We start from the raw sequence: 10,456 nt of genomic DNA, 5'->3' as shown, positions 1-10,456 counted from the left end.
CGCCGCCGAGCGATCCTGCCCCGTCCCCGGAGGAAACGTCTGGCTCTTCGTTGATCGCATGCGGTTCATCTCCGCCCTTCTCGCGTGAACTGCAACGCAACGTTGCGTCGTAATGGTAAGGGAAGGCGTGGTGGATCGCGAGAGGGCTGTCAAGATGGAGAGGTGCCCAGGATCGAATCCACCGCGGCCAGGTTCGCCAAGCTCGGCTTCGCCGACGGAGCCAGGGCCGCTCAGCTCGTCCGTCAGTCCGGGGCCGACCTGGACCACGTCCTGGACGCCCTGGTCGACGTGGCCGACCCCGATCTGGCGCTGGTCTCGCTGATCCGTCTGGCCGAGCGCGAGCCGGCCGTGCTGGACACGATCCGCCGCGACACGGGGCTGCGTTCCAGGCTCTTCGCCGTCCTCGGCGTCAGCGCCGCGCTCGGCGAGCACCTCGTCCGCCATCCCGGCCAGGTGGCCCTGCTGGCCGAGCCGCGCCCCGGCGACGCGCGGGCCGAACTGTTGCGCGCCGTCGGCGCCGAGCCCGGCGAGGACGAGCCGCGCGCCACCGCCCCCGACCCGCTCGTGGCGCTGCGCGTGGCCTACCGCGGCAGGGTGCTCCACCTGGCCGCCCGCGACCTCACCGGGCAGGTCGCGCTGGCGGAGGTCACCTCCGAGCTGTCCGACCTCGCCGGGGCCGCGCTGGAGGCCGCCCTGGCCATCGCCCGCACCGAGGTGGAGGCCGCCGACGTCAGGTTCGCGGTGATCGGGATGGGCAAGTGCGGCGCCAGGGAGCTCAACTACATCAGCGACGTCGATGTGATCTTCGTGGCGGAGCCGCGCGAGGGCGCCGACGAGGACAAGGCGCTGCGTGCCGCCACCCGGCTGGCCCAGGCCATGACGCGGGCCTGCAGCGCGACCACCTCCGAGGGCTCGCTGTGGGAGGTGGACGCCGGGTTGCGCCCGGAGGGCCGTTCGGGGCCGCTGGTGCGCACGCTCGCCAGCCACCTCGCCTACTACCGCCGCTGGGCCAAGACGTGGGAGTTCCAGGCGCTGCTCAAGGCCCGCCCGGTGGCGGGCGACCTGGAGCTCGGCGCCGCGTACGTCGAGGCCGTCAACGAGCTGGTCTGGTCGGCGGCCACCCGCGAGGATTTCGTCGAGGACGTGCAGGCCATGCGCCGCCGGGTCGAGGCGCACGTGCGGGCCGAGGGGGAGCGGCAGCTCAAGCTGGGCCCCGGCGGGCTGCGCGACATCGAGTTCGCGGTGCAGCTGCTGCAGCTCGTGCACGGCCGGCTCGACCCGCTGCTGCGCCGCAGGGCCACCCTCCCGGCGCTGGCCGCGCTCTCCCGGGGCGGTTACGTCGGGCGCGACGACTCCAAGAGCCTCGCGGAGGCGTACGCGTTCCTGCGCCAGGTCGAGCACCTGCTGCAGCTGCACCGGCTGCGGCGCACCCACCTGGTGCCCACCGAGGAGGCCGATCTGCGCCGGCTGGGCCGCGCGCTCGGCATGCAGACCGACCCGGTGGGGGAGTTCACGGCCCGGTGGCGGCGGCACGCGATGGAGGCGCGGCGGCTGCACGAGAAGCTGTTCTACCGGCCGCTGCTGCAGGCCGTCGCGCGGCTGCCGGAGTCGGAGGCGCGCCTGTCGCCCAGGGCCGCCGAGGCCCGGCTGGAGGCCCTCGGCTACGTCGACCCCACGGGCGCGCTGCGCCACCTCGCGAGCCTGACCACGGGGGTGTCGCGGCGGGCCGCGATCCAGCGCACGCTGCTGCCGGTCATGCTCGGCTGGTTCGCCGACACGCCCGATCCCGACGCCGCGCTGCTCGGGTTCCGGCAGGTCAGCGACAGGCTCGGCAGCACGCCGTGGTACCTGCGGCTGCTGCGCGACGAGACCGCCGTCGCCGCCCGGATGGCCCGCGTCCTCGGCACCAGCCGCTACGCCACCGGCCTGCTCATGCACGCCCCCGAGGCGGTCGCCATGCTCGGCTCCGACGAGGAGCTGGCCGTACGCTCGCAGGAGTCGCTGCTCGGCGAGGCGTCCGCGGCGGTGTCGCGGCACGCGGGAAACCCCGAGACCGCCGTCACGGCCGTGCGGGCGCTGCGGCGCAGGGAGCTGTTCCGCACCGCCGTGGCCGACATCTCGGGGCTCATCGACATCGAGGCCGTCGGGGCCGCGCTGTCGCAGCTCAACGACGTCACCCTGCAGGCCGCGCTCGACGCCGCCCTCAGCAAGGTCGGCGACGTCACCTCGTTCGCGATCATCGCCATGGGCCGGCTCGGCGGCATGGAGTGCTCGTACGCCAGCGACGCCGACGTGATGTTCGTCCACTCGCCGCGGCCGGGGGCCGACGAGCGCGAGGCCACGAACGCCGCGTACGCGGTGGCCAACGAGCTGCGCCGGCTGCTGTCGCTGCCCGCGCCCGACCCGCCGCTCATCATCGACCCCGACCTGCGTCCCGAGGGCCGGCAGGGTCCGCTGGTGCGCACGCTGGCCTCCTACCGCGCCTACTACGCCCGCTGGTCGTCGCCGTGGGAGTCGCAGGCGCTGCTGCGCGCCCGGTTCTCGGCCGGTGACGCCGAGCTCGGGGCGGCGTTCACCCGGATGGCCGACGAGCTGCGCTATCCGCGCGGCGGGCTGCCCGACGACGCGGTCAGGGAGATCAGGCGGCTCAAGGCCCGCATGGAGGCCGAACGCCTGCCGCGCGGCGCCGACCCCGCCCTGCACACCAAGCTGGGCCCCGGCGGGCTGTCCGACGTGGAGTGGGTGGCCCAGCTGCTGCAGCTGCGCCACGCCGGCACGGTGCCGTCGCTGCGCACCACCCGTACGCTCGACGCGCTGCGCGCGGCCGTGGCCGAGGAGCTGCTCGCCCCGGCCGACGAGGCGGTGCTCGCCGAGGCGTGGCGCTTCGCCTCCCGCGTCAGAGACGCGATCATGCTGGTCAAGGGCCGGCCGGGCGACAGCGTGCCGCGCGACTCGGGGGAGCGCAAGCTGATCGCGCGGACGCTCGGCTACCCGCCCGACGGCTCGGAGGACTTCCTCGACGACTACCGCCGGGTCACCCGCCGGGCCCGCCGGGTGGTGGAGCGCGTCTTCTACGGCGACTGATCGTGCGGCTGATCGTTGCGGCGCCACGCCGCGTGGGTGTATGAATGCGCGGTGTTATCCGTTTACGTGGATCTGGCCCTTGGGCTCGTGGTGTCGTTCCTGCTGCTGTCGTTGCTGGTGAGCGGGCTGAACGAGGCATTCGTCCGGTTGCTGGCCATCCGCAGCAAGTTCCTGTGGGCCTATCTCCGGGACACCATGGACGGCGCCGACGACAAGACCGGCCCGTGGCTGCCGGCCGGCGTGCTCGACGTGTTCAGGGTGCTGCCGTTCGTACGTGATCCACGCCCCCGGCACAACGCGCTGCCCGCGCCCGCGCACCCCGCGGCGATGCCCGAGACCGGCGCAGGCGACTCGATGATCAAGCTGTTGTACGAGCGGGTCCGCGAGATCGACCACGCCAAACGGGGCCGCACCAGCATCGCCGACATCCCGCCCGCCAGGTTCGCGGTCGCCGTGATGGAGCTGGCCACGGCACGCGACGGCGACGTCGAGGGCTTCCTGGGCCGCCTCCAGCAGATCGGCAGCCCGCTGTACGGCCCGCTCAAGGGCGTCTGGGAGTCGGCGCAGCGCGACCTCGAGCGGTTCACGAAGGGCGTCGAGGCCTGGTTCGACGGCGAGATGCAGCGCCTTTCCATGCTCTACAAGCGCTACGTCAAGTGGGTCGTCGCCGTGCTCGCCGCCGTGGTGACGCTGCTGTTCTCGATGGACGGCCTGGAGTACGCCAAGACGCTGCTGCGCGACAACGCCTTCCGCGCCTCGGTGACGGCCTTCGCCGACGCGAGCCCCGAGGCGTACGCCGAGCTGCGCGCGCAGTGCGCCGGTGAGGACCCGGTGGCGTGTGTGACCGAGACGCTGAGCCGGCCCGCGCTGGTCAGGATGATGGACCAGGCGCTGCTCAGCCTGTCGATCCCGGCGCAGGGCGAGCCGAGCGTCCACTGGAACGGCGGCGCGTGGTGGGACCGGATCAGCACGCCCAGCCACTGGCCCGGATTCCTGCTGACGTACGTGGCGCTGCTGTTCGGGGCGCCGTTCTGGTGGGACGTGCTGCGCCGCATCACCGGCATCAGGGTGAGGCGCTGACCCCCGGACCGCCCGTGGCGGCCAGCGTGATCACGTCGGCCAGCGCGGCCAGCTCGTCCGGGTCGTCGGTGAGCCTGGCCGTGGCCAGCCGCAGGTGGTGCCGGGAGTCCGGCTCGACCACGTAGCGGCTGCCCGGCGCGACCGAGATGCCGTGCGCGGCCAGCGTGACCAGCGCCGCGGGCTCGTCGCGCACCGGCACCCACAACACCAGGCCGTCCCTGCCGCCCGTCGGCACGCCGCGGGCCGCCAGCTCCGCGGCCAGCCGGGCACGCCGCGCCGCGTAGACCTCGCCGGCGTGCCGGACGCGCTCGCGCACCTCGGCGTCGCCCAGCAGGTGCGCCAGGGCATCCTGCAGGATCCTGCTGGTCCAGCCGGTGCCGAAGCTGCGCAGCACGCGCACCCGCTCCACCGCTTCGGCTGCCCCGCCGATGACCGCGATGCGCAGGTCGGGCCCGTGCGACTTCGAGTACGACCGCACCAGCACCGTACGGTCGGGAAAACGGGTCCCCAGGCTCACCATCGGCGATACCGACAGCTCGCCGATGCCGTCGTCCTCCACGATGAGCGTCGCCGACCGCTCCAGCAACGCGGCCAGCTCGGCCGACCGCTCTGGCGTCACGGCGTGGCCGCACGGCGACTGCCCGCGCGGCTGGTAGACGAACGCCACCGGCCGCGCCCGCAGCGCCCTGGCCAGCGCGGCGGGCACGGGCCCGTCCTGGTCGCAGGCGACCGGGATGATCTGCACGCCGATCGTCTCCAGGATGTCGAGCAGCCGCGCGGCCGTCGGCTCCTCGATCGCGATCCGGTCGCCCGGCAGCGCCGTCGTCTGGCACAGCAGCTGGACGCCCTCGTACCCGCCGCCCACCGCGAGCCAGCCCCGCGCCGTGAACGGCCAGTCCGGCTCGACCGCCGCGCGCAGCCGGGGCGTGATCGTCTCGCGGGTGTAGTCGTTGAGCCCGTCGGCCCCCGCGGCGGCGACCAGAGCGGCCTCCAGCGGCGGGAGCAGGGCGGCGTCCGGTGAGGCGATCGCCAGGTCGATGGCCAGGCGGTCGCCGAAATGGCCGATGCGCTCGTACCGGATGGGGCGGGGCACGTCCGGCGGGCCGAGGACGACCGTGCCGCGGCGGCGCTCGGTCCTGATCATTCCGTGTTTGCGCAACTCGGCCCAGGCCTCCGCGACGGTGCCCGAGCTGACGCCGAGCTCCCTGGCCAGCCCCCGTACGGTCGGCAGCCGCGTCTGTGCGGTCACCGTCCCTTCCCTGATCAGCGCGGTCAGGGCGGCCGCGATCCCGCGCGCGCTCGGGTCGCCGATCCGCTCGGCCAGCCAGGAGGCTTCCACTCGGTCTCCTTGAAAAACTTTGTTCAGCAACAAAGATCATCTTGTGTTGCTCTTCCGACTGAACATATGGTTTTTCGCAATTCGCGGCAACTAATGTCGTTTGGGGGGTTTGTGGCGAATATTCGGATTCGACTGGCGTTGCGGGACTGGGACCACCTGGTGCCCGTGCAGACGGGAGACGTCCGGCCCGACGGGTTCGAGCTGGACCTCGACTCGCGTGCCGGCACGCCCGACGTCCTGAGCGAGCCCGGCCTCGACGGAGGAGAGACCTCCTTCAGCCGGTACGTCCTCGGCCGCGCCGCCGGCGACGACCGGCTCGTGGGCCTGCCCGTCTTCGTGATGCGCGGCTTCCGGCACCGCTGCGTGCTCGTCCGCAGCGACAGTGAGCTGACCGCGCTGGAGGAGCTCAAGGACGCCCGGATCGGCCTCACCGGCTGGCCCGACTCCGGCAACACCTGGACCAGGGCGCTGCTGCGGGCCGCGGGCGTCGACCTCGGCGGCATCTCCTGGACCGTCGGCCCGCTGGTCGCCGGCGAGACCGGCAAGGACCGCGTCGGGCCCGTGCCGTTCCCCGACAACGTCTCGCTGACCGGCGAGGGCCTGGCCGACGGGCTCGCGGACGGCCGCCACGACGCGATCATGACACCGTTCATGCCGCCGGGGTTCTTCACCCCCCGCAGCGGCTTCCGCCACCTGCTGCCCGACCACCAGGCCGCCGAGCTGGCCTACTACCGGCAGACCGGCTTCGTGCCCGGCATCCACCTGGTGACCCTCAAGCGCGAGAGCGTCGAGCGCCACCCGTGGCTGCCGCAGGCCGTCCAGGACCTGTTCGAGCGGTCCAAGCGGCACTGGCTGGCGCGGCGGCGGCTGCTCGCCGACACCACGCCGTGGCTGCTCGCCGACCTCGCCGCGACGGCCCGCACCTTCGGCGAGGACTGGATGCCGTACGGCGCCGGGCCGAACGCCGCCATGGTCGCCGCCTTCTGCGAGGAACTGCACGCCCAGGGAATCTCGAACCGCCGCATCGCGACCGAGGAGGTCTTCGCCGCATGAGAATCGCCGTAGGACAGTTCGCCTCCGCGCAGGAGTGGGACGCCAACCTCAAGACCTGCCGAGAGATGATCGACGGCGCCGTGGCGGGCGGCGCGGACCTGCTGGTCCTGCCGGAGGGCGCGCTCGCGCTCTTCGTGGACGAGCCCGCCCGCATCCGCGAGGCCGCCCAGCCGCTGGACGGGCCGTTCGTCAGCGGCCTGGTCGAGCACACGCGCGGATCGAACACCACCGTGATCGCCGGCGTGCACGTCCCCGCGGGCGACGGCCGCGTCTCCAACGTGCTGGTCGCCGCCAGGGACGGCGAGATCGTGGCCACCTACACCAAGCTCCACCTGTACGACGCCTTCGGCCGGCGCGAGTCCGACAACGTCGTCCCCGGCACCAACCCGCCCGTCGTCATCGACTGCGCGGGCTGGAAAGTCGGCCTCATGACCTGCTACGACGTGCGCTTCCCCGAGCTGGCCAGGCTCCTGGCCGACCAGGGCGCCCAGGTGATCGCGCTGCCCGCGGCGTGGGTGCGCGGCCCGGCCAAGGAGTGGCACTGGGAGGTCATGGTGACCGCCCGCGCCCTGGAGAACACCTGCTACGTGGCGGCCTCCGGCGAATGCGGCCGGCGCAACATCGGCGCTAGCATGATCGTCGACCCGCTCGGCATCACCCGCGCCCGCCTCGGCGACGCGCCGGGGCTGCTGTGGTCCGACGCCTCCGCCGACGAGCTCGCGAATGCCCGCCGCACCCTTCCCGTCCTCGAGAACCGGCGCTTCGCCGTGGACCCGCGATTGGAGCGACATGCCTGACCACCCCCGCATCCTCGGTGCCGCACTGCTCGCCGGCGCCCTCCTGCTGGCCGGCTGCGGCGCCAACCCCGAGGAGGCCGAGGGCGTGCTGGACTCCCAGCAGCCCACCGGCGCGAGCGCCGCCGCCCAGGTCAAGGACCAGGCGCTGTACGACCGGCTGCCGGACAAGGCCAAGCAGGCGGGCAAGCTGATCTCCGTCAACAACGGCTCGTTCCCGCCGTACGAGATCGCCGGGGCCGACGGCCGGTCGCTGACCGGCGCCTCCGCCGACATGTCGGAGGCCATCGGCCAGGTGCTCGGCGTCAGGATCGAGCACGTCACCGTGGACGGCCTGCCGAGCTCGCTCACCGGCATCGCCTCCGGCCGCTACGACTTCGCCATCGGCCCCGTGGGTGACTTCGCCGACCGGCAGAAGGCCAACGACTTCGTCGACTGGGTCAAGGAGTACGTCGTCTTCGCGGTGCCCAAGGGCAACCCCGACAAGATCGGCTCGGTCGCCGACACCTGCGGTCTGAAGATCTCCGTCATGGCCGGTGGCTCGGCCGAGGCCGTGATCAAGAAGCAGTCCGAGACGTGCGCGAAGGAGGGCAAGCCGAAGATCGGCGTGCAGTCGTACAAGGACCAGCCGACCTCGGTGCTCGCGGTCAGCTCCGGACGGGCGGACGCGTTCTTCTCCTCCCAGGCGCCGCTGACGTACTTCGTCTCCCAGGCCGGCGGCAAGCTGGAGCTGGCCGGCAAGGGCCAGGCCAACGGCTTCGACGACCTCTACCAGGGCGCCGTCGTGGCCAAGGACTCGCCGTTGCGCGACGTGCTCAAGGACGCCTTCCAGAAGCTCATGGACAACGGCACCTACGACCAGATCATGGCCAGGTGGGGCACCTCCGACAACGCGCTCGACCAGGCCGGCGTGAACCTGGCGACGGCATCATGAAAGAGCTGCCCGAGATCGACGTGGCGGGCGCCGCCCGCACCCGCCACCCGCTGCGCTGGGTCGCCTCGCTCGTGCTGCTCGTGCTCGCCGCCCAGCTCGTCTCCCTGCTCGTCACCAACCCCAACTTCCAGTGGGACGTCGTCGGCCGCTACGTGAACGCGCAGATCATCGGCCAGGGCATCATGACGACGCTGCTGCTGACCGTGATCGCCATGTTCGTGGGCGTGGTGCTCGGCGTGCTGCTGGCCGTCGGGCGTATCTCGGAGAACCCGGTCGCCCGTGCCGCCTGCGGCCTGTACGTGTGGTTCTTCCGCGGCACGCCCGTGCTGGTGCAGCTCGTGCTCTGGTACAACCTGTCGTACCTGCTGCCGGAGATCTCCTTCGGCATCCCGTTCGGCCCCGAGTTCGTCAGCGCCGACACCAACGTGCTCATCACGCCGCTGCTGGCGGCCATCCTCGGCCTCGGGCTCAACGAGGGCGCGTACATGGCGGAGATCATCCGCGGCGGCCTCATGTCGGTGGACCCCGGCCAGACCGAGGCCGCCTCGGCGCTCGGCATGAGCGGCGCCCGCACCTTCCGCCGGATCGTGCTGCCGCAGGCCATGCGGTTCATCATCCCGCCCACCGGCAGCCAGGTGATCAGTATGCTCAAGGCCACGTCCCTGGTCAGCGTGATCGCGCTGGCCGACCTGCTGTACACCGTGCAGTCCATCTACAACCGCACCTTCCAGACCATCCCGCTGCTCATCGTGGCCTGCGTCTGGTACCTGGTGATCACCTCGATCCTGTACGTCGGCCAGTCGTTCATCGAGCGCCACTACGCCCGCGGCGCCACCAGGAACCAGCCCCAGGGCTTCTGGTCGTTCGTGACGTCCTTCCGCCGCCGTCCGATGCCCACCCCGGAGGTGCCCTCGTGAGCGTCCCCATGGTCCACGCCCGCGGCGTGCGCAAGCACTTCGGCCACCTGGAGGTGCTCAAGGGCATCGACCTCGACGTGCAGCCGGGGGAGGTCGTCGTCATCCTCGGGCCGTCCGGCTCCGGCAAGTCGACGTTCCTGCGCTGCGTGAACCACCTGGAGACCGTCGACGGCGGCGCCATCTTCGTCGACGGCGAGCTGATCGGGTTCGAGGCGTCCGGCGGGAAGGTGCGCCACCTGCGCAAACGCGAGATCACCCGCCAGCGCCGCGAGATCGGCATGGTCTTCCAGCAGTTCAACCTCTTCCCGCACTTCACCGTGCTGCAGAACGTCATGGAAGCGCCCGTGGGCGTCCGCGGCGCGCCGCGCGAGCAGGCCAGGGAACGCGCGCACGCGCTGCTGCGCCGCGTCGGCCTGGAGGACAAGGCGGGCAGCTACCCGCGTCAGCTCTCCGGCGGCCAGCAGCAGCGGGTCGCCATCGCGCGGGCGCTGGCCATGCGGCCCAAGCTGATGCTCTTCGACGAGCCCACCAGCGCCCTCGACCCCGAGCTCGTCGGCGAGGTGCTGGCCACCATGAAGGGCCTGGCCGAGGACGGGCTCACCATGATCGTGGTGACGCACGAGATCGGGTTCGCGCGCGAGGTGGCCGACCGCGTGGTCTTCATGGACGGCGGCGTGGTCGTGGAGGCGGGCACCCCCGCCGACGTCCTCGACAACCCCAGCAGCCCGCGGACGCAGGCGTTCCTCAGCCGCGTACTCTGAGGTCCCATGGAGACCGAGCGGCTGATCATGCGCCGGTGGCGCGACGCGGACCGGGCGCCGTTCGCCGAGATGAACGCCGACCCCGAGGTGATGCGGCACTTCCCCGCGCCGCTCACCCGCTCGCAGAGCGATGCCATGGTCGACCGGATCGAACGCCACTTCGACATGCGCGGCTACGGGCTGTGGGCGCTGGAGGAGCGCTCGACCGGCCGGTTCGTCGGCTTCACGGGGCTGGCGCTGCAGACGTTCGAGGCGCCGTTCCTGCCGGCCGTCGAGATCGGGTGGCGGCTGGCCCGTCCGGCCTGGGGGCGCGGCTACGCGACCGAGGCGGCCCGTGAGGCCGTGCGGTACGCGTTCGACGAGGCCGGGCTCGACGAGATCGTCTCCATGACGGCCGTGGGGAACGCCCGGTCGCGTGCCGTGATGGAGCGGCTGGGGATGACCCGCGACCCGGCCGACGACTTCGACCACCCCCGCGTCCCGCCCGGCGACCC

General features: G+C 72.5%; 9 protein-coding genes. 8 read left to right on the top strand and 1 reads right to left on the bottom strand.

Annotation, left to right across the window (positions count from 1 at the left end):
* Positions 1–162 precede the first annotated feature (162 nt).
* Both E1286_RS42800 and E1286_RS42795 read left to right on the top strand, forming a co-directional pair.
* Positions 163–3,084 carry a bifunctional [glutamine synthetase] adenylyltransferase/[glutamine synthetase]-adenylyl-L-tyrosine phosphorylase gene (locus tag E1286_RS42800; RefSeq protein WP_132622422.1) on the top strand — a complete coding sequence of 974 codons (2,922 nt, stop codon included), beginning with the start codon at positions 163–165 and terminating at the stop codon, positions 3,082–3,084.
* A 66-nt stretch (positions 3,085–3,150) separates the two neighbouring features.
* Positions 3,151–4,164 (top strand): hypothetical protein, encoded by a 1,014-nt coding sequence (locus E1286_RS42795; RefSeq protein ID WP_246075649.1) that lies wholly within the window; start codon positions 3,151–3,153, stop codon positions 4,162–4,164.
* Here the strand turns inward: E1286_RS42795 and E1286_RS42790 are convergent.
* Complete coding sequence (locus E1286_RS42790; RefSeq protein ID WP_132622418.1) at positions 4,148–5,503, bottom strand: aminotransferase-like domain-containing protein; 1,356 nt, start codon at positions 5,501–5,503, stop codon at positions 4,148–4,150. The genes E1286_RS42795 and E1286_RS42790 overlap by 17 nt on opposite strands.
* Before the next feature lie 138 nt (positions 5,504–5,641).
* Here E1286_RS42790 and E1286_RS42785 point away from each other — a divergent pair, with 138 nt between their 5' ends.
* The 6 genes from E1286_RS42785 to E1286_RS42760 form a co-directional block, all read left to right on the top strand.
* Complete coding sequence (locus E1286_RS42785) at positions 5,642–6,556, top strand: substrate-binding domain-containing protein (RefSeq protein WP_223190890.1); 915 nt, start codon at positions 5,642–5,644, stop codon at positions 6,554–6,556.
* Positions 6,553–7,353, top strand: a complete 801-nt coding sequence (locus tag E1286_RS42780) for a deaminated glutathione amidase (protein ID WP_132622414.1) — start codon at positions 6,553–6,555, stop codon at positions 7,351–7,353. Before E1286_RS42785 ends, E1286_RS42780 begins: the two co-directional genes overlap by 4 nt.
* Positions 7,346–8,284: an ABC transporter substrate-binding protein gene (locus E1286_RS42775; protein WP_132622412.1), complete on the top strand. Its 939-nt coding sequence runs from the start codon at positions 7,346–7,348 to the stop codon at positions 8,282–8,284. Before E1286_RS42780 ends, E1286_RS42775 begins: the two co-directional genes overlap by 8 nt.
* Complete coding sequence (locus tag E1286_RS42770) at positions 8,281–9,201, top strand: amino acid ABC transporter permease (RefSeq protein ID WP_132622410.1); 921 nt, start codon at positions 8,281–8,283, stop codon at positions 9,199–9,201. The genes E1286_RS42775 and E1286_RS42770 overlap by 4 nt, the downstream gene beginning before the upstream one ends.
* Positions 9,202–9,209: 8 nt before the next feature.
* Positions 9,210–9,962 carry an amino acid ABC transporter ATP-binding protein gene (locus tag E1286_RS42765; RefSeq protein ID WP_132622424.1) on the top strand — a complete coding sequence of 251 codons (753 nt, stop codon included), beginning with the start codon at positions 9,210–9,212 and terminating at the stop codon, positions 9,960–9,962.
* A 6-nt stretch (positions 9,963–9,968) separates the two neighbouring features.
* Positions 9,969–10,456 (top strand): GNAT family N-acetyltransferase (locus E1286_RS42760; RefSeq protein ID WP_132622408.1); only part of this gene is annotated, 488 nt, incomplete at its 3' end.

It is taken from the genome of Nonomuraea terrae (assembly GCF_004348995.1).
GTDB lineage: Bacteria > Actinomycetota > Actinomycetes > Streptosporangiales > Streptosporangiaceae > Nonomuraea > Nonomuraea terrae.
This window is presented reverse-complemented; position numbering and strand designations above follow the sequence as displayed.